This is a genomic window from Salmonella sp. NW1250 (genome assembly GCF_051812965.1).
Classification (GTDB): Bacteria; Pseudomonadota; Gammaproteobacteria; order Enterobacterales; family Enterobacteriaceae; genus Salmonella; species Salmonella enterica.
Genome location: NZ_JAMNDD010000002.1, coordinates 352,599 through 369,919 on the forward strand (window position 1 = coordinate 352,599; position 17,321 = coordinate 369,919).

Here is a 17,321-nt window from a genome sequence, read left to right on the forward strand (position 1 = left end):
CATCCGGCATCACAGGCTTATACGGACAACGTTTTTAGCAGTGCAAAGGCCTCTTTCATGCGGTCTTCACTCACCACAAAGGCGCGTAGTTGGCCTTCTCCGCTCATGCCTTTGGCAATCATACCGTCAGATTCTGCGGTAATCTGCCAGCTCAAATCGCGGCGCTGAGTTTCTCCCGCCAGATGCAGCGGCAGTTCCGGCGTTTTGACTTTGACCAGCATCGCCGGTAGCTTCAGCGGCGCGTTGCCGCCGAGCAGATTTTTCGCCAGGTACATCGCGCTTAACTGGATCGGTTGCAGGAAGGGCAGCACCTGACCGTTGATCTCTGCGCAATCGCCGATCGCATAAATATCCGGGTGACTGGTCTGTAGATAGCTATCCACGCAGACGCCGCGGTTGACGGCTACCCCGGCGCGGCGCGCCAGAGCGGTTTCCGGGCGTAAGCCGGTGGCGGCAATCACCGCATCGACCTCAATACTATGCTGGCTTACCAGCGTAGCGCGGATACCGGCTTCGGTTTTCTCCAGTTTTTGCAACTGCGATTTCAGCAGCAGATGCACCCCCATATCGGTCAGGTGATGCTGTAAGCGACTGCTCACTTCCGGTGGCATCAGTGAGGCGAGAAGGCTGGCGGCGTTATCCATCAGCGTTACCGTTTTCCCGGCGCGGCAGAAATCCATCGCTAATTCACTGCCAATGAGACCGCCGCCGACAATCAGCACTCGCTGCGCGTCGCGCAGTGGTGTCTCACAGGCGCGGTACTCCTGCTGGCTATTCAAAGTAAGCATTAACTCACGTCCTGCAATCGGCGGCACAAAGGCTGTCGCCCCGGTCGCCAGTACCAGCTTGTCGTACTGCCACTGCTTATCCTGACTTTTCACCACATGGGCATCGGCATCAATGTCAGCAACCCAGGTATGCGGGAACAGTCGTAGATTAAACTGTTCAGCAAATTCCCCCGCTAACTGACGGGTGAGATCATCGGCGCGCTGCGACTGGCTGATAACGTGGCTGAGATCGGGCTTGTTGTACTCATCCATGCTGTCCGCCGCAATCAGAGTTAACGGCACATGCGCATCTTGTTTACGGATATTTTTGACGAGCTGGCGGGCGGCGAAGCCCGACCCAATAATGATGATCCCCCGACTCATTTTGCCTCCGTCGCCAGTACGTCGAACACGTCTTTACCTAATGAACATTCCGGGCACAGGAAGTTATCCGGCACGTCGCTCCACGGCGTACCCGGCGCGACATCCTGCAACGGCTCCCCCTGCGCAGGGTCGTAAATCCACTGGCATACGCTGCATTGCATTTTGGGGCCGAGGTCTGCGGCGGCGCAGGTTGTGGTTTCTTCGACTGGCGCGGTTTTCTGTGTGGTTTCCGGCAGCGGAGCAAGCGCCCACTGACGCGCGATGTCGCGACCGTGCTGACGGCACAACTCCAGCGCATCCAGATCCGGACGCCATTTCGCTTTCAGACTCAGGGACATTTCAAAACCGGCATCCTGTAAGCGCGTGGACAGTCGATCCACCGCGCCGCCGCTCCAGCCATGAGAACCGAAGGCGCTGGCGCGTTTGTTGCGAAAGCGCAGGCCGGTCATCTCTTCCACCAGACCAGCGATTTTCGGCATCATCACGTTGTTCATGGTAGAAGTGCCGACCAGCACGCCTTTCGAACGGAAGACATTGGTCAATATTTCATTTTTATCGCTGCGGGCGACGTTAAAGATTTTGACCGCCACGTTGGGGTCCACTTCGTTGATACCCTGCGCGATGGCATCTGCCATCATGCGAGTATTGTTCGACATGGTATCGTAGAAAATAGTGATACGATCTTCCTGATAATCTGCCGCCCATTTCAGATACAGTTCCACGATTTGCGTTGGGTTGTCGCGCCATACCACGCCGTGTGAGGTCGCAATCATATCCACCGGCAGGTTGAAGCCGAGGATTTCGGTAATTTTTGGCGTTACCAGACGGCTGAACGGCGTCAGGATATTGGCGTAGTAGCGCTGGCATTGTTCAAACAGTTCAGTTTGGTCCACTTCATCATTGAACAGGCGCTCGTCGCAGTAGTGCTGACCAAAGGCGTCGTTGCTGAATAACACCGCGTCGCCGGTCATATAGGTCATCATGCTGTCCGGCCAGTGCAGCATCGGCGTTTCCACGAAGATCAACTGCTTGCCGTTGCCGATATCCAGCGTATCGCCGGTTTTCACCACCTTAAAATTCCATTCCGGGTGATGGTGATGGCCGTTGATAGAGTCAATGGCGTTGGCGGTACAGTAGATAGGCGTGTCCGGGATCTGCGCCATCAGTTCGGTCAGCGCGCCTGCATGGTCTTCTTCGGCATGGTTAATGATGATGTAGTCGATGTCCGCGAGGTCGATTTCACTGCGCAGATTTTGCACAAACTCACGGCTAAACTTATGATCGACGGTATCGATCAGCACATTCTTTTCTTCACGAATGAGATAGCTGTTATAGCTGCTGCCGCGCAGCGTTTTGTATTCAGTGCCGTGAAAATCACGTACTTCCCAGTCGCGTTGGCCAACCCAATGAATATTATTTTTAACCAGAATAGACATAACCACCTCAATTCATTCAACGTTTACAAAAAGTTGTTTTGCTTATTGCAGGTAGTGTGCCAACTTTACATCTTATTGATTTATATGAAATTATAATAATTTTGTATTTTTGGTATAGTCAAAAAGACTATAAGTGATGCTGTCAATATGACACTATAGATTGTCAAAATGACAATGAGGTAACCATGAGTTTTTCCGTGGAGGTATTGGCGGGCATCGCCATTGAGTTACAACGCGGCATTGGGCATCAGGATCGTTTTCAGCGGCTGATTACTACGCTGCGTCAGGTGCTGGCGTGCGACGCCTCGGCGCTGCTGCGCTATGAATCACGACAATTTATTCCACTGGCGATTGATGGCCTGGCGCAGGACGTCCTCGGCAGACGTTTTACCCTGGAAGGGCATCCGCGCCTGGAAGCCATCGCCCGCGCGGGGGACGTGGTGCGTTTTCCGGCTGATAGCGATTTGCCCGATCCGTATGACGGGTTAATTCCCGGACAGGAAAGCCTGAAAGTCCACGCCTGTGTTGGTCTGCCGCTGTTTGCCGGACAGAACCTCATCGGTGCGCTGACCCTTGATGCTATGACGCCGGAGCAGTTCGAGGTATTTAGCGATGAAGAGCTACGGCTTGTCGCCGCGCTGGCCGCCGGGGCATTGAGTAATGCGCTGTTAATTGAACAACTGGAAAGCCAGAACATGCTGCCGGGGTCGTCAGGCGTGTTTGAACCGATAAAAGAGACGCACATGATCGGCCTGTCGCCGGCGATGACGCAGTTGAAAAAAGAGATCGAGATTGTGGCGGGCTCCGATCTTAACGTGCTGATCGGCGGTGAAACGGGGACCGGTAAAGAGCTGGTGGCGAAAGCTATTCACCAGGGCTCCCCCAGAGCGGTCAATCCGCTGGTCTATCTCAACTGCGCCGCGCTGCCGGAAAGCGTGGCGGAGAGCGAGTTGTTTGGTCATGTAAAAGGGGCTTTTACCGGGGCTATCAGTAATCGTAGCGGTAAGTTCGAAATGGCGGATAACGGTACGCTGTTTCTGGATGAGATTGGCGAACTGTCGCTGGCGCTACAGGCCAAGCTACTTCGCGTGTTGCAGTATGGCGATATTCAGCGCGTCGGCGACGATCGTAGCCTGCGCGTGGATGTGCGGGTGTTGGCGGCAACCAACCGTGACCTGCGTGAAGAGGTGCTGGCAGGGCGTTTTCGCGCCGATCTGTTCCATCGCCTGAGCGTTTTCCCGCTCTTTGTGCCGCCGCTGCGCGAGCGCGGCGATGATGTGGTGCTGCTGGCGGGCTATTTTTGCGAGCAGTGCCGACTGCGGCTGGGGCTGTCCCGCGTGGTGCTGAGTCCCGACGCGCGCCGCCATTTGCTCAACTATGGCTGGCCGGGCAACGTCCGGGAGCTGGAACATGCCATTCACCGTGCGGTTGTACTGGCGAGAGCGACCCGGGCAGGGGATGAGGTGATACTGGAGGCGCAGCATTTTGCCTTGTCAGAGGACGTTTTACCCGCGCCGCCTGCGGAAAGCTTTCTGGCGCTGCCGACTTGCCGCAATTTGCGCGAATCGACGGAGAACTTCCAGCGAGAGATGATTCGCCAGGCGCTGGCGCAAAATAATCATAACTGGGCGGCCAGCGCGCGGGCGCTGGAAACCGACGTCGCCAACCTGCATCGGCTGGCGAAACGTCTGGGACTGAAGGATTAGATAATCCCCGCCTGGTAGAAATCCTGTAGGTTAATGGCGCCGGTGAGTTTGCCGTTTTCATCGACCACTGGCGCGGCGGTAATTTTGCGTTTCATCAGGAGCTCTTTGGCGTCAATGGCGCGGCTTTGCGCCTGGAGCGTAATACCGTTGGGCGTCATGGCTTCGCTTACCGGCGTGGTGAGCGCGCCGCCGCCTACCAGCCAGCGACGCAGGTCGCCGTCGGTAAAGACGCCTTTCACAACATGTTGCTCATCGCAAACCGCCACCAGCCCCAGCCCGGTACGGCTAAGTTCCAGCATGGCATCCATCACGCTGGTGGCGAGCATCACCTGCGGTATTGCATCGCCCTGGCGCATCAGGTGATGCACATTATTGAGCAAACGCGCGCCCAGTGCGCCAGCCGGATGCGAACGGGCGAAATCTTCTTCGTTAAAACCGCGCGCCTGCATGACCGCCATCGCCAGCGCATCGCCCATCATCAGCGTATTGACGGTACTGGATGTCGGCGCCAGATGCATCGGACAGGCTTCACGCTCGACGGAAATATCCAGAACGGCTTTTGCCGCTCGCCCCAGCGGAGAGTGAGGTTTACCGGTCATCGCCAGCAGCGCGACGGATTTATCTTCCAGACGCGGGATGATGAGGTCGAGTTCTTTTGCGCCGCCGGAATAGGAGATAAATAACATCACGTCGCGGCTTTCAATCATCCCCAGATCGCCATGCAGTGCTTCCGCCGGATGAACAAAAAAAGCGGGAGTACCGGTACTGGCAAGCGTCGCGGCGATTTTTTTACCAATATGACCTGACTTGCCAATGCCGGAAACGATCACTTTGCCTTCACAGTGAATAATGATATTGGCGGCGCGGACAAAATCATCGCCCAGACGCTCCGGCAGACGGCTGGCTTCCTGTAGCTCCAGCATTAAGGTCTGACGGCCCGCGTTTAGTAGTGCATCACTCATTGCTTTCTCCGGTTATGATTACTTCAATCCCTTTTGCTTCCAGCGCCTGACGAAATGCCGGATCGATCCCCGCGTCCGTGATCAGTTTGTCGACGGTTTCCAGACTGCACACCACATTGGGGCTTTTACGACCAAATTTTGAGGAGTCCGCCATCAGAATCACCTCGCGTGCTGCATTGCACATTGCGTTACTGACGGTGTAAACCTCATTGAACGTGGTCACACCGACGTTCAGGTCAATACCGTCAGTTCCCATGAAAAGTTTATCAAAGCTGAATTGCTCAAAGGCGTTTTCCGCCAGTTGACCGTGAAACGACGCCGATTTTTTACGGAAGGTGCCGCCGGGCATCAGGATAGTTTGTTCGTTGTCCAGTTCCGATAGCGCGTTAACAATATGGAGGCTGTTGGTCATCACCGTGATGTTGCTAAAACGCGAAAGCAACGGCACCATCTGTAACACGGTACTTCCGGCGTCCAGAATAATGGAATCGCCATCATGGATATATTTCACAGCGGCTGCGGCTATCAGCGCTTTTTTGTGGGTGTTGATAAGCGTTTTGTGATCAATAGGCGGATCGGACTCTTCTTTATTCAACACCACGCCGCCATAGGTGCGGATGACGGTTCCGGCATTTTCCAGAATGACCAGATCTTTACGGATAGTGGTGCCTGTCGTGTCAAAGTACTGGGCCAGTTCTTCAACCGAGCATTTTCCCTGTTTTTGCAGGTGCTCCAGAATCGCGGCCTGACGCTGACGAGGTTTCATAGGCGTGATTACCCTGACTTATGTATTTACCCGTCATACTTCACGCTGCATGTGCGTTGGCTTTCCTCGCTCACCCCGGTCACGTACTGATGTACGCTCCTGGGATTCGCTGCGTCGCCGCCTTCCTGCAACTCGAATTATTTAGGGTATTGGTTGCAAAATGATAATTTCGCAAGCTATACGCATTCACAACGAAATTACCCATGTTTCAGTTTAAGCGCCAATGATAGTGCATTCTGCGCGAGCGAATCATGGGGAAAGATCACATCAGGCTGTAATTCATGCAAATGTTTTCCTTGCATTGCGGCAATTTTAACCGGTCTGGCGAATACCGTAAGGCCTTTCATCAATAAAGTGTCCGTCACCCGCTGCTGTTCATCCAGCGCCACGGCAACCACCACCCGGGGCTTAAAACGCCCGCCGGAGCGCCCGACGCCGACCCGCCCCTGTTGGCTAAGTTTATCGAAAGCCCGATTAAAGCGGGAAATCTGCCAGCCGCCCAGCGCCAGCTGCGCACACCAGGCGATAACGGCGACGGTAATCAGAGTGGAAACCATAATGTGCTCCTGTTGGTTTGCCTGATGGCGGCGTAACCGTCTTATCCGGCCTACGGCGCCATCCGGCAATTCACGGTCAGAACATCACTTGACCGCCGGTTACGTTGATCGACTGCCCGGTGCAATAAGACGCTTTCGGGCTGGCATAAAATAGCAGCATGTTCAGCACATCCTGATAATCACACCCGCGTTTGAGCGGTACTTTATCAATGTAATACTGTTCCACCTCGTCGGGCTTAATGCCCAGTTTAGTGGCGTATTGCGGCAGCAGTGACTGGAACATCGGCGATTTCAACAGGTTGCCGAGCATCAACGAGTGTACGGTAATGCCGTATTCCGCCAGATCCAGCGCCAGAGACTGGGTTAACCCCACGCCGCCGAATTTCGCCGCGCTGTAGCCGGAGTTGTGTTTACTGCCCACTTTGCCGGATTTAGAGTTAATCTGAATAATGCGCCCCTGAATGCCGTCGCGGATCATCAGGCGGGAAAACTCACGGGCGCAGAGGAAATAGCCTACCAGATTCACCTGTAGCGAGCGGTCAAAATCGCCCAACTGGAAATCGCTGATAAACGCCGCTTTGGCGATACCCGCGCTGTAAACCAGCAGATCGACGCGCCCGAAAATCTCGTCTACGCCGCGGGAAAGCGCCAGCACGCTCTGCTCGCTGGTGGCGTCGGCGCCAAAACCGTACGCCATACCTTCGCCAAAATCGGCGTTAATTTCCTGGGCGACATTCGCGGCTTTATCGCTTTGAATATCAACGACCGCCACGCGGTATCCTTCTTCTGCAAGCCCACGGCAAAGGAATGCCCCCAGGGTCTGGCCTCCGCCAATGACAACGGCAACTTGATTCATGTTTTTTCTCCTTAAGCGACAAACGTCAAAATACAGCCCGGCGCGATATCGTCCGGTACAGGCCCCGCAACGTGTACGGTGCCGGGAAATTCCGCTTCACGCAGACCATCGAAGCGCAAAGTGATATGCCCCAGTTCACGCAGGTTTTGCTCGGCTACGCTGCCGACCGCCGTGACCGGATAGCAATGTTGGCCCAATTCACACCGAGCGCCAGGCTGCAGCGCGCCGGTCAGTTCGCCATGACAATGGATGAAGCAAAATTCTTCGATATCCGCCGGCGCGCCTTCCCGAAACGTAATCAGCATCTGTTCGCCGAGCGCCTCCTTCGCGCTCTGGCCGATACGGGTGATGGTGGTTTGATAAATCACGCTCATGTCTGAACCTCTTATTGATAGATAAAGCCGGAAACAAACCAGGCGATAAGTACCGTGGGCGCGCCAGTCAGGAAGCGTCCGACCAGCACAGAAGGTACGCCGACGCGAACGGTGTCTTGTTTCGCTTCCGCCAGTGACAGGCCGACCGGGATAAAGTCGCAGGCCGCCTGCGCGTTAATCGCGAACAGGGCGGGAAGCGCCAGATGCGGGGGGATATTGCCCAGGCCTATCTGAACGCCGATCAGAACGCCAATAACCTGAGCGATAACCGCGCCAGGGCCGAGAAAGGGCGACAGCAGCGGGAAAGAGCAGATCAATGCCAGCGTCACCAGCCCCAGTGGATGGCTGGCTAATGGCGCCAGGCCGTGGGCGATCCAGTCGCCAAGACCTGAGGCCATAATGATGCCGATCAGCGCCGAAACGAACGCCATAAACGGCAGGATTGTTTTCAGGACCGTATCAATGGTGTCGCGACCGGACTGGAACAGTACCGCCACGGCGGAGCCCATTCCCATACCGACTTTTGCCAGCAGCCCGTCGCTCTGCTCGGTGATTTTTTTGCTGGTGTCGTAGTCACGTCCTAATGTCGTTTTGGCAGGCTGGGGACTGGCAGGCGTTTCGCCGACAAGAGTAATGTTTTCTTCTTTTACGCCGGAGACATAAATATCCTCAACAATATACTGCGCCAGTGGGCCGGACTTACCCGTCGAGTGAATATTAATGGTTGGAATCCGGCGTTTCGGATAGATACCGCAGCGCAGCGTACCGCCGCAGTCGATAATGGCCGCGCCGATTTCCGCTTCCGGCGGTTCGCCTTCTTTAAAGCCGTCCACCGCTTGCCAGCCTGTTAGTTGCGCCAGTTTGTCGACGATCGCCGGGCGCGTACCGGCTGTGATATAGACGATCTTTTTGCCTGGCGTAACGTCCAGTTCAAGCGGGCCGCCCCAGCCGCCGGCGCCTTTCTCAATACGAACCCGTGTCATGATACCGCTCCTGTCAGATGAACTTTCTGCTCAAGTTGAATCCCCATTTTTTTCTCAAAAATAGCGGTGGTGAGATCGGTGACCCAACCGCGGAAGAAGTTCGTCACCAGACCTACCAGCAGATAGCTCACCGCGAGCGGGCCGAGAGGAAGCCCTAACGTGGTGAGTCCGCTGGCGATACCCAGATAAACAAACAGTTCGCCGGGATTGATATGCGGAAACAGACCGTTCATGGAGTGACAGCTATAGGAGGCCGCCGCGTAATAGCTCGGCTTGTACTTCTCCGGCATAAAGCGTCCCAGGCTCAGGGTCATCGGATTACAAAAAACAAACGTTCCGATAAACGGTAAAAGCAGGTAGCGGGATAGCGGATTTCCGGCGCAGCGTTGGGCAAAACGCTCAATACGCTGCTGGCCGATAAAATTGATGAGCGCATTCATGATAACCAGCAGGCTTATCAGTAGCGGAAGAATACCTGTCACCATACCGGTAAACACCTCTCCGCCTTTCTGGAATAACCCGATGAACCACTCCGCACCATGTGTAATGGTTTCGATCATTGTTCTCTCCTGTAGGGTTTTTAGTTTTCTTGCTAATTTCCTGTTCATTGTAATCATGTTGAAAGATTCAAAAGTGTTATTGTGATCGCAAAATAAAAGAAAAATATTTTAAGTTGAAAGATTGTGGGGGCGAGGGAGAGGATACAAACTGAAAAGAGGAGAAAGGTGATTTATTCTCTTGTGCCGCTTCCTTGTGCGGCGGGGGATGCTTTACCATACTTCTCCCTGGCTGAATTTGTTTAATGGATGTCTCATGTTCAAGCGTCGTTATGTAGCGTTACTTCCACTTTGCGTATTGCTTGCTGCCTGTAGCAGCACGCCAAAATCTTCCGAGACTCGAGCGACGACTGGCACGTCTTCCGGCGGCTTCCTGCTTGAGCCGCAGCATAACGTCATGCAAATGGGCGGCGACTTCGCCAACAACCCTAATGCGCAGCAGTTCATTGATAAAATGGTCAGTAAACACGGTTTCGACCGTCAGCAGCTGCAGGAGATCCTCTCGCAGTCTAAAAGACTGGATTACGTCCTGCGTCTGATGGACAGACAAGCGCCGACCACTCAGCCGCCCGCCGGACCAAATGGCGCCTGGCTGCGCTACCGCAAACAATTTATTACGCCGGATAACGTGCAAAACGGCGTCGCGTTCTGGAATCAGTATGAAGACGCGCTGAACCGCGCCTGGCAGGTATACGGCGTACCGCCGGAAATCATCGTGGGGATTATCGGCGTGGAAACCCGCTGGGGACGTATCATGGGGAAAACGCGGATTCTGGACGCGCTGGCGACGCTGTCATTTAACTATCCGCGCCGGGCGGAATATTTCTCCGGCGAGCTGGAAACCTTCCTGCTCATGGCGCGCGATGAGCAAGACGATCCGCTCAATCTGAAAGGTTCCTTTGCGGGCGCGATGGGCTACGGCCAGTTTATGCCGTCTTCCTATAAAGAATATGCGGTCGATTTCAATGGCGATGGGCACATTAACTTGTGGGATCCGGTAGATGCCATCGGCAGTGTGGCGAACTACTTCAAGGCGCATGGTTGGGTGAAAGGCGATACGGTTGCGGTGCCAGCGAATGGTCAGGCGCCGGGACTGGCGAATGGTTTCAAAACAAAATACAGCCTCTCTCAGCTTGCCGCCGCAGGCTTAACGCCGCAGCAATCGTTGGGCAATCATCAGGAAGTCAGCCTGCTGCGTCTGGATATCGGTACGGGCTACCAGTACTGGTACGGCCTGCCGAACTTCTACACCATTACCCGATATAACCACAGCACGCATTATGCGATGGCGGTTTGGCAACTGGGCCAGGCGGTAGCGCTGGCGCGGGTGCGCTAATTTACGCTTAGGGAGGGGAGCACCCCCTCCGCTATTATTATGGTTTTTTGGGCTGATTCTCTGCCTGCAAGTGGGATATCTTCTTTGATAGTGCCAGACTATATCCCAGACATCCCAGGCCTAAGATAATTTGACCGCCGTCATACGGTTCAAAATAGCCTGACGACAATATATTCAGTACTCCCATTCCTAATGAACATACTCCACCCACAATTAACCACAGCCGTAGTTGACAGGTTTGTTTCAGTTTGTGCTGTGTGCTTTCCGTTTTTTTGAGTGACATCCTTGCTTTCTCTCCGTGCGTGTAAATTTAGCGACATGGTACTGCTATTTAGTCATGTGCTACCTCATTTCATTCTGCATAAATAACCTGCTGGCATTTTTTCGGAATCCGACTCGTAAAATCGACTGCTCGTCCCCATCTCTGGTGAGAAAGTGCTATCTTGTGCGGCAGGATTTCTAACTGACAGAGGTCATGATGACTGACAGTGAACTGATGCGGCTTAGCGAGCAGGTCGGGCTGGCGTTAAAAGCGCGCGGGGCGACCGTAACGACAGCAGAGTCCTGTACCGGCGGCTGGCTGGCGAAAGCCATTACCGACATCGCCGGAAGCTCCGCCTGGTTTGAACGCGGCTTTGTCACCTATAGTAATGAAGCCAAAGCGCAGATGATTGGCGTGCGTGAAGAGACTCTGGCGCAGCATGGCGCGGTCAGCGAACCCGTAGTGGTCGAAATGGCGATCGGGGCGCTGAAGGCCGCTCGCGCCGATTTTGCTGTCGCTATTAGCGGGATTGCCGGGCCGGATGGCGGCAGTGAAGAAAAGCCGGTTGGTACGGTGTGGTTTGCTTTCGCCAGCGTCAGCGGAGAAGGGATTACGCGTCGGGAATGCTTCAGCGGCGACCGTGAATCGGTGCGTCGACAGGCGACGACGTACGCGCTACAAACCCTGTGGCAACAATTTCTACAAAACACTTGATACTGTATGAGCATACAGTATAATTGCTTCAACAGTACGAATTCACTATCCGGTTCAATACCAAGTTGCATGACAGGAGTAATAATGGCTATCGACGAAAACAAACAGAAAGCGTTGGCGGCAGCACTGGGCCAAATTGAAAAGCAATTTGGTAAAGGCTCCATCATGCGTCTGGGTGAAGACCGTTCTATGGATGTGGAAACTATCTCCACCGGTTCGCTTTCACTGGATATCGCACTCGGTGCGGGCGGTCTGCCGATGGGGCGTATCGTCGAAATTTACGGGCCGGAATCTTCCGGTAAAACGACCCTGACGCTACAGGTGATTGCCGCTGCGCAGCGTGAAGGTAAAACCTGTGCGTTTATCGATGCGGAACACGCGCTTGACCCTGTTTACGCACGCAAGCTGGGCGTCGATATCGATAACCTGCTCTGCTCTCAGCCGGATACCGGCGAGCAGGCGCTGGAAATCTGTGACGCGCTGGCGCGTTCAGGCGCGGTGGACGTCATTGTGGTCGACTCCGTAGCGGCGCTAACGCCGAAAGCGGAAATCGAAGGCGAAATTGGCGACTCTCACATGGGCCTCGCGGCGCGTATGATGAGCCAGGCGATGCGTAAGCTGGCGGGGAACCTGAAACAGTCCAACACGCTGTTGATTTTCATCAACCAGATCCGTATGAAGATTGGCGTGATGTTCGGTAACCCGGAAACCACCACCGGCGGTAACGCGCTGAAATTCTACGCCTCTGTTCGTCTTGATATCCGTCGTATTGGCGCGGTGAAAGAGGGCGATAATGTCGTGGGTAGCGAAACGCGTGTGAAAGTGGTGAAAAACAAAATCGCCGCGCCGTTTAAGCAGGCCGAGTTCCAGATCCTCTACGGTGAAGGCATCAACTTCTATGGCGAACTGGTTGACCTGGGCGTGAAAGAGAAGCTGATCGAGAAAGCGGGCGCATGGTACAGCTACAACGGCGAGAAGATCGGCCAGGGCAAAGCGAACGCGACTACCTGGCTGAAAGAGAACCCGGCGACAGCGAAAGAGATCGAGAAAAGGGTTCGTGAATTACTGTTGAGTAATCAGAATGCCACGCCCGATTTCGCCGTTGACGATAGCGAAGGCGTTGCAGAAACCAACGAAGATTTTTAATCATCAGGTGATGGTGGGTCGGACAAAACGAAGCCGCCATTCAGCAAAACGTTAAATTACCATCAAGGGCTGCATTTATGCGGCCCTTTTGGCATTTCTCCCTGTTAAGGTTTTTTATGAGTGAACCCACATCGCGCCGTCCCGCTTATGCTCGTCTCCTTGATCGTGCGGTACGTATTCTTGCTGTCCGCGATCACAGCGAGCAGGAATTACGGCGTAAACTCTCCGCGCCGGTGATGGGCAAAAATGGGCCGGAAGAGATTGATGCGACGGCAGACGATTATGAACGCGTGATCGCCTGGTGCCACGAACATCACTATCTTGATGACGAGCGCTTCGTGATGCGCTTTATCGCCAGTCGTAGCCGCAAAGGCTATGGCCCGGCGCGTATTCGCCAGGAGTTGAATCAGAAAGGCATTTCCCGTGAATCGGCTGAAAAAGCGATGCGAGAATGTGAAATTGACTGGAGTGAAATGGCACGTGAACAGGCCGTTCGCAAATATGGCGAGCCGCTCCCTTCAAACTTTTCAGAAAAGGTTAAGGTACAGCGCTTTTTGCTCTATCGCGGGTATCTGATGGACGATATCCAGCAAATATGGCGAAATTTTGCAGATTGAGCGCATACGGGATTTTACTTCCCGGTAAAGAAAACTTATCTTATTCCCACTTTTTCCGTCTGGACGCGGGTTGCTTAACGGCGAACAGCGTCTGCGACGAATATTCCTTAAATACACAAAATCATTCAAGCCGCATCAAAGCGGCAAGTGAGCCTCGGGAACGCGTGACCGGGAAACTCGCAGCCAACGCAGAGGCGGCCTGAAGGATGAAGTGTAGCTTGATTTCAGGATAATTATGAGCAAGAGCACCGCTGAGATCCGTCAGGCGTTTCTCGACTTTTTCCATAGTAAAGGGCATCAGGTAGTTGCCAGCAGTTCCCTGGTGCCTAACAATGACCCCACTCTGTTGTTTACCAATGCCGGGATGAACCAGTTCAAGGATGTTTTCCTTGGGCTCGATAAACGTAATTATTCCCGTGCAACCACTTCCCAGCGTTGCGTACGCGCGGGGGGTAAACACAACGATCTGGAAAACGTCGGATACACTGCACGTCACCATACTTTCTTCGAAATGCTGGGCAACTTCAGCTTCGGCGATTACTTCAAACACGACGCCATTCAGTTCGCATGGGAATTACTGACCGGTGAAAACTGGTTTGCTCTGCCAAAAGAGCGTTTATGGGTCACCGTTTATGAAACCGACGACGAAGCCTATGAGATCTGGGAAAAAGAAGTCGGCATCCCGCGCGAGCGTATCATCCGCATCGGCGACAATAAAGGCGCGCCATACGCATCGGATAACTTCTGGCAGATGGGCGACACCGGTCCCTGCGGTCCGTGCACCGAAATCTTCTACGATCATGGCGACCACATCTGGGGCGGCCCTCCGGGAAGCCCGGAAGAAGACGGCGATCGCTATATTGAGATCTGGAACATCGTCTTTATGCAGTTCAACCGTCAGGCTGACGGGACTATGGAACCATTGCCGAAACCGTCTGTAGATACCGGTATGGGGCTGGAGCGTATTGCCGCGGTACTGCAACACGTTAACTCTAACTATGACATCGACCTGTTCCGCACGTTGATTGAAGCGGTAGCGAAAGTCACCGGCGCCACCGATCTGGGTAATAAATCGCTGCGCGTTATCGCCGACCACATCCGTTCCTGCGCATTCCTGGTTGCCGATGGCGTGCTGCCGTCGAATGAAAACCGTGGCTATGTGCTGCGTCGCATTATTCGTCGCGCGGTGCGTCACGGCAACATGCTGGGCGCGAAAGAGACCTTCTTCTACAAGCTGGTTGGGCCGCTGATTGAGGTAATGGGCTCCGCAGGCGAAGAGTTGAAACGTCAGCAGGCGCAGGTCGAGCAGGTTCTGAAAACGGAAGAAGAGCAGTTCGCCCGTACGCTGGAGCGCGGTCTGGCGCTGCTGGATGAAGAACTGGCGAAATTGCAGGGTGATACCCTGGACGGCGAAACCGCTTTCCGTCTGTATGATACTTATGGTTTCCCGGTCGATTTAACGGCGGACGTCTGCCGTGAGCGCAACATCAAAGTCGATGAAGCCGGTTTTGAAGCCGCTATGGAAGAGCAACGCCGTCGCGCGCGCGAAGCTAGCGGTTTTGGCGCGGACTACAACGCGATGATCCGCGTTGATAGCGCTTCTGAATTTAAAGGTTATGACCATCTGGAACTGAACGGCAAAGTGACCGCGCTGTTTGTCGATGGTAAAGCGGTTGAAGCGATTAACGCGGGACAGGAAGCAGTTGTCGTGCTGGATCAGACCCCATTCTATGCGGAATCAGGCGGTCAGGTTGGTGATAAAGGCGAGCTGAAAGGCGCTGGATTTACTTTCGCTGTGGACGACACGCAAAAATATGGTCAGGCGATTGGTCACCTCGGCAAATTGTCTGCGGGCGCTCTGAAAGTGGGCGATGCGGTACAGGCTGACGTAGATGAAGCGCGCCGCGCACGTATCCGTCTGAACCACTCCGCCACGCACCTGATGCACGCGGCGTTGCGCCAGGTGCTTGGGACACACGTTGCGCAGAAAGGCTCGCTGGTTAGCGATAAAGTGCTGCGCTTCGACTTCTCGCACAATGAAGCGATGAAGCCGTCGGAGATTCGTCAGGTTGAAGATTTGGTGAATGCGCAAATCCGTCGCAACCTGCCGATTGAAACGAACATCATGGATCTCGAAGCGGCGAAGGCGAAAGGCGCCATGGCGCTGTTTGGCGAGAAATATGACGAACGTGTACGCGTTCTGAGCATGGGCGATTTCTCTACCGAACTGTGCGGCGGTACTCACGCCAGTCGTACCGGTGATATCGGTCTATTCCGTATTATCTCTGAGTCCGGCACCGCAGCGGGCATTCGTCGTATTGAGGCGGTAACCGGTGAAGGCGCTATGGCCACCGTTCACGCGCAAAGCGATCGCTTAAACGATATTGCGCATCTGCTGAAGGGCGACAGCCAGAATCTGGGCGACAAAGTGCGTGCCGTACTGGAACGTACACGTCAGCTGGAAAAAGAGTTGCAGCAGTTGAAGGACCAGGCCGCAGCGCAGGAGAGTACAAATCTTTCCAGTAAAGCGGTCGATCTCAACGGCGTGAAGCTCCTGGTCAGCGAGCTTGCTGGTATTGAGCCGAAAATGCTGCGAACCATGGTTGATGATCTGAAAAATCAACTGGGGTCTACCGTTATCGTACTGGCAACGGTTGTTGAAGGTAAGGTTTCTCTGATTGCGGGCGTGTCGAAGGATGTGACCGACCGGGTTAAAGCAGGGGAATTGATTGGTATGGTCGCTCAGCAGGTGGGCGGTAAGGGTGGCGGTCGTCCGGACATGGCGCAAGCCGGTGGTACGGATGCGGCAGCTCTGCCTGCAGCGTTAGCCAGTGTACAAGGCTGGGTCAGCGCAAAATTGCAATAATTATAAGCGTTCGTTGGCGCCGCAGCCCGTGCTGCGGCGTTTACGTCAACGCTATCGACAACGATAAAGTCAGGTTGAAGTTTTGTATATCGGCTAAACTTAGGTTTAACAGAATGTAATGCCATGACTGCTTACACCTAAGGTGTTTGTCATCGCTTACTTTTTGGCGTTATATGATGGATAATGCCGGGATACAGAGAGACCCGACTCTTTTAATCTTTCAAGGAGCAAAGAATGCTGATTCTGACTCGTCGAGTTGGTGAGACCCTCATGATTGGCGATGAGGTCACCGTGACAGTTTTAGGGGTGAAGGGCAACCAGGTGCGTATTGGCGTGAACGCCCCGAAAGAAGTTTCTGTCCATCGTGAAGAGATCTACCAGCGTATCCAGGCTGAAAAATCCCAGCAGTCCAGTTACTAAGGTTTTCGCGTCTCACTTTTCGGGTGAGACGCAGCCTCTCTTCTCGCTCGCCCTCGTTGTCCCTTCATGACTTTTTTCAACCCCACTGTTGATATGGTGCGCTTTTGGCGGCCAGCGTGTCATCAAATTATCTGTTGATAAAACACTCTTTTTGGCTTTTTTACAGACTAATTGAGCGTGAAGTGTGCAAACGATAAAAGCTCTGGAAAAATTGTTTGACTTATAAGTCCCAGAAAGTAATATGTGCGCCACGCAGCGACGATGAGCAGAACAAGTTCTTCGAAGCACTCGTAAGAGGCGTGTGGTGAGGTGGCCGAGAGGCTGAAGGCGCTCCCCTGCTAAGGGAGTATGCGGTCAAAAGCTGCATCCGGGGTTCGAATCCCCGCCTCACCGCCATTTGCATCCGTAGCTCAGCTGGATAGAGTACTCGGCTACGAACCGAGCGGTCGGAGGTTCGAATCCTCCCGGATGCACCATCTCTTACTTGATACGGCTTTCCCGCGGTATCAAAATCTGCAGTAAAGTAAGTTTCCCGATGCATCCGTAGCTCAGCTGGATAGAGTACTCGGCTACGAACCGAGCGGTCGGAGGTTCGAATCCTCCCGGATGCAC

The 17,321-nt window shown here is 54.2% G+C and carries 17 protein-coding genes and 3 tRNA genes; 10 read left to right on the forward strand and 10 right to left on the reverse strand.

All coding sequences use genetic code 11. The features are described 5' to 3' along the window. Positions 1 to 17: 17 nt before the first annotated feature. Positions 18 to 1,151: an NADH:flavorubredoxin reductase NorW gene (gene norW, locus NBA72_RS04955; protein ID WP_001650475.1), complete on the reverse strand. Its 1,134-nt coding sequence runs from the start codon at positions 1,149 to 1,151 to the stop codon at positions 18 to 20. Then, positions 1,148 to 2,587, reverse strand: coding sequence for an anaerobic nitric oxide reductase flavorubredoxin (gene norV / locus NBA72_RS04960; RefSeq protein WP_017441154.1), 1,440 nt, complete (start codon positions 2,585 to 2,587; stop codon positions 1,148 to 1,150). Before norV ends, norW begins: the two co-directional genes overlap by 4 nt. A 185-nt stretch (positions 2,588 to 2,772) precedes the next feature. Between norV and norR the strand changes: the two genes are divergently transcribed. Further along, complete coding sequence (gene norR / locus NBA72_RS04965; protein ID WP_000010808.1) at positions 2,773 to 4,293, forward strand: nitric oxide reductase transcriptional regulator NorR; 1,521 nt, start codon at positions 2,773 to 2,775, stop codon at positions 4,291 to 4,293. On the opposite strand, the gene gutQ is transcribed toward norR, so the two are convergent. From gutQ to srlA, 7 genes are all read right to left on the reverse strand, one after another. Then, the gene (gutQ, locus tag NBA72_RS04970) at positions 4,290 to 5,255 is read right to left on the reverse strand and encodes an arabinose-5-phosphate isomerase GutQ (RefSeq protein WP_001278206.1); all 966 of its coding nucleotides are present in this window, start codon (positions 5,253 to 5,255) and stop codon (positions 4,290 to 4,292) included. The two genes, norR and gutQ, sit on opposite strands and share 4 nt — an antisense overlap. After that, positions 5,248 to 6,021, reverse strand: a complete 774-nt coding sequence (srlR, locus tag NBA72_RS04975; protein ID WP_000804536.1) for a glucitol operon DNA-binding transcriptional repressor SrlR — start codon at positions 6,019 to 6,021, stop codon at positions 5,248 to 5,250. Before srlR ends, gutQ begins: the two co-directional genes overlap by 8 nt. Before the next feature lie 197 nt (positions 6,022 to 6,218). Then, entirely contained in the window at positions 6,219 to 6,578 is a 360-nt protein-coding gene (gene gutM, locus NBA72_RS04980) for a transcriptional regulator GutM (protein ID WP_000255198.1), read from the reverse strand. Positions 6,579 to 6,654: 76 nt separating this feature from the next. Next, positions 6,655 to 7,434, reverse strand: a complete 780-nt coding sequence (srlD, locus tag NBA72_RS04985; protein WP_001077372.1) for a sorbitol-6-phosphate dehydrogenase — start codon at positions 7,432 to 7,434, stop codon at positions 6,655 to 6,657. 11 nt (positions 7,435 to 7,445) lie between these two features. Next, positions 7,446 to 7,808: a PTS glucitol/sorbitol transporter subunit IIA gene (srlB, locus tag NBA72_RS04990; RefSeq protein WP_000111553.1), complete on the reverse strand. Its 363-nt coding sequence runs from the start codon at positions 7,806 to 7,808 to the stop codon at positions 7,446 to 7,448. An 11-nt stretch (positions 7,809 to 7,819) separates the two neighbouring features. Then, complete coding sequence (gene srlE, locus NBA72_RS04995; protein WP_000199039.1) at positions 7,820 to 8,791, reverse strand: PTS glucitol/sorbitol transporter subunit IIB; 972 nt, start codon at positions 8,789 to 8,791, stop codon at positions 7,820 to 7,822. Further along, entirely contained in the window at positions 8,788 to 9,351 is a 564-nt protein-coding gene (gene srlA, locus NBA72_RS05000) for a PTS glucitol/sorbitol transporter subunit IIC (RefSeq protein WP_000573335.1), read from the reverse strand. Before srlA ends, srlE begins: the two co-directional genes overlap by 4 nt. 253 nt (positions 9,352 to 9,604) lie before the next feature. Here srlA and mltB point away from each other — a divergent pair, with 253 nt between their 5' ends. Then, positions 9,605 to 10,684 (forward strand): lytic murein transglycosylase B, encoded by a 1,080-nt coding sequence (mltB, locus tag NBA72_RS05005; protein WP_042948892.1) that lies wholly within the window; start codon positions 9,605 to 9,607, stop codon positions 10,682 to 10,684. Positions 10,685 to 10,721: 37 nt separating this feature from the next. Here mltB and NBA72_RS05010 read toward each other — a convergent pair whose 3' ends face one another. After that, positions 10,722 to 10,967: a hypothetical protein gene (locus NBA72_RS05010; protein WP_001519391.1), complete on the reverse strand. Its 246-nt coding sequence runs from the start codon at positions 10,965 to 10,967 to the stop codon at positions 10,722 to 10,724. A 195-nt stretch (positions 10,968 to 11,162) separates the two neighbouring features. Here NBA72_RS05010 and pncC point away from each other — a divergent pair, with 195 nt between their 5' ends. From pncC to NBA72_RS05050, 8 genes are all read left to right on the forward strand, one after another. Continuing rightward, positions 11,163 to 11,660 carry a nicotinamide-nucleotide amidase gene (pncC, locus tag NBA72_RS05015; protein ID WP_000132239.1) on the forward strand — a complete coding sequence of 166 codons (498 nt, stop codon included), beginning with the start codon at positions 11,163 to 11,165 and terminating at the stop codon, positions 11,658 to 11,660. A gap of 84 nt (positions 11,661 to 11,744) precedes the next feature. Continuing rightward, complete coding sequence (recA, locus tag NBA72_RS05020; RefSeq protein ID WP_000963150.1) at positions 11,745 to 12,806, forward strand: recombinase RecA; 1,062 nt, start codon at positions 11,745 to 11,747, stop codon at positions 12,804 to 12,806. 116 nt (positions 12,807 to 12,922) lie between these two features. After that, positions 12,923 to 13,423: a recombination regulator RecX gene (gene recX, locus NBA72_RS05025; RefSeq protein WP_020899128.1), complete on the forward strand. Its 501-nt coding sequence runs from the start codon at positions 12,923 to 12,925 to the stop codon at positions 13,421 to 13,423. 235 nt (positions 13,424 to 13,658) lie between these two features. Beyond that, positions 13,659 to 16,289, forward strand: a complete 2,631-nt coding sequence (gene alaS / locus NBA72_RS05030) for an alanine--tRNA ligase (protein WP_042948893.1) — start codon at positions 13,659 to 13,661, stop codon at positions 16,287 to 16,289. Positions 16,290 to 16,523: 234 nt separating this feature from the next. Further along, complete coding sequence (gene csrA, locus NBA72_RS05035; RefSeq protein ID WP_000906486.1) at positions 16,524 to 16,709, forward strand: carbon storage regulator CsrA; 186 nt, start codon at positions 16,524 to 16,526, stop codon at positions 16,707 to 16,709. A 303-nt stretch (positions 16,710 to 17,012) separates the two neighbouring features. Beyond that, positions 17,013 to 17,105, forward strand: a tRNA-Ser gene (locus NBA72_RS05040). A 3-nt stretch (positions 17,106 to 17,108) separates the two neighbouring features. Beyond that, a tRNA-Arg gene (locus NBA72_RS05045) sits at positions 17,109 to 17,185 on the forward strand. A gap of 61 nt (positions 17,186 to 17,246) precedes the next feature. After that, a tRNA-Arg gene (locus NBA72_RS05050) sits at positions 17,247 to 17,320 on the forward strand. Position 17,321 lies beyond the last annotated feature (1 nt).

Coding starts and splice junctions, on each gene's coding strand:
- srlA (WP_000573335.1), bottom strand. CDS start 9,351: ATGATCGAAACCATTACACATGGTGCGGAGTGGTTCATCGGGTTATTC.
- csrA (WP_000906486.1), top strand. CDS start 16,524: ATGCTGATTCTGACTCGTCGAGTTGGTGAGACCCTCATGATTGGCGAT.
- norV (WP_017441154.1), bottom strand. CDS start 2,587: ATGTCTATTCTGGTTAAAAATAATATTCATTGGGTTGGCCAACGCGAC.
- srlR (WP_000804536.1), bottom strand. CDS start 6,021: ATGAAACCTCGTCAGCGTCAGGCCGCGATTCTGGAGCACCTGCAAAAA.
- srlE (WP_000199039.1), bottom strand. CDS start 8,791: ATGACACGGGTTCGTATTGAGAAAGGCGCCGGCGGCTGGGGCGGCCCG.
- gutM (WP_000255198.1), bottom strand. CDS start 6,578: ATGGTTTCCACTCTGATTACCGTCGCCGTTATCGCCTGGTGTGCGCAG.
- srlD (WP_001077372.1), bottom strand. CDS start 7,434: ATGAATCAAGTTGCCGTTGTCATTGGCGGAGGCCAGACCCTGGGGGCA.
- pncC (WP_000132239.1), top strand. CDS start 11,163: ATGACTGACAGTGAACTGATGCGGCTTAGCGAGCAGGTCGGGCTGGCG.
- mltB (WP_042948892.1), top strand. CDS start 9,605: ATGTTCAAGCGTCGTTATGTAGCGTTACTTCCACTTTGCGTATTGCTT.
- NBA72_RS05010 (WP_001519391.1), bottom strand. CDS start 10,967: ATGTCACTCAAAAAAACGGAAAGCACACAGCACAAACTGAAACAAACC.
- recA (WP_000963150.1), top strand. CDS start 11,745: ATGGCTATCGACGAAAACAAACAGAAAGCGTTGGCGGCAGCACTGGGC.
- norW (WP_001650475.1), bottom strand. CDS start 1,151: ATGAGTCGGGGGATCATCATTATTGGGTCGGGCTTCGCCGCCCGCCAG.
- srlB (WP_000111553.1), bottom strand. CDS start 7,808: ATGAGCGTGATTTATCAAACCACCATCACCCGTATCGGCCAGAGCGCG.
- norR (WP_000010808.1), top strand. CDS start 2,773: ATGAGTTTTTCCGTGGAGGTATTGGCGGGCATCGCCATTGAGTTACAA.
- alaS (WP_042948893.1), top strand. CDS start 13,659: ATGAGCAAGAGCACCGCTGAGATCCGTCAGGCGTTTCTCGACTTTTTC.
- recX (WP_020899128.1), top strand. CDS start 12,923: ATGAGTGAACCCACATCGCGCCGTCCCGCTTATGCTCGTCTCCTTGAT.
- gutQ (WP_001278206.1), bottom strand. CDS start 5,255: ATGAGTGATGCACTACTAAACGCGGGCCGTCAGACCTTAATGCTGGAG.